The sequence below is a fragment of the Faecalibacterium sp. DFI.5.82 genome (assembly GCF_029076575.1).
In the GTDB taxonomy this organism is placed as follows: domain Bacteria; phylum Bacillota; class Clostridia; order Oscillospirales; family Ruminococcaceae; genus Faecalibacterium; species Faecalibacterium duncaniae.
On record NZ_JARFIS010000613.1, the window covers coordinates 1 to 306 of the forward strand.

The window sequence follows — 306 nt, forward strand, 5'->3', positions numbered from 1 at the left end:
TTATTTTTCAGCGCTATCTGATAAGCGTCAAGAAGGAATTCCTTTCCCTTATATGTCAGCTCACTGGAACTATTTGCAGAAAGGCCAGCATTTTTTTCCAAAGAGAGAAGCAGACAGGTCGCTTTGGGCAGCTCAAGGATATGCTCCATCTGCGCAGTGTCCGGAATCACTTCCGCATTTGCGTTATCGGGCTGCGGCAATTCGTCTGCCGGAGTCTCCTTTGCTGGTGCATAAACTTCGGGTGTCATTTTTGAAGCAGCCTCAGATTTTCCAGACTTGTGCAAAGGTTTCGGCTCCGTATAGACC

1 pseudogene is annotated in these 306 nt (G+C 47.7%); it reads right to left on the bottom strand.

The window, feature by feature from the left end:
• Nucleotides 1–284: pseudogene (locus P0G09_RS18115) on the bottom strand (hypothetical protein); the annotation flags it as partial.
• Nucleotides 285–306: the final 22 nt, after the last annotated feature.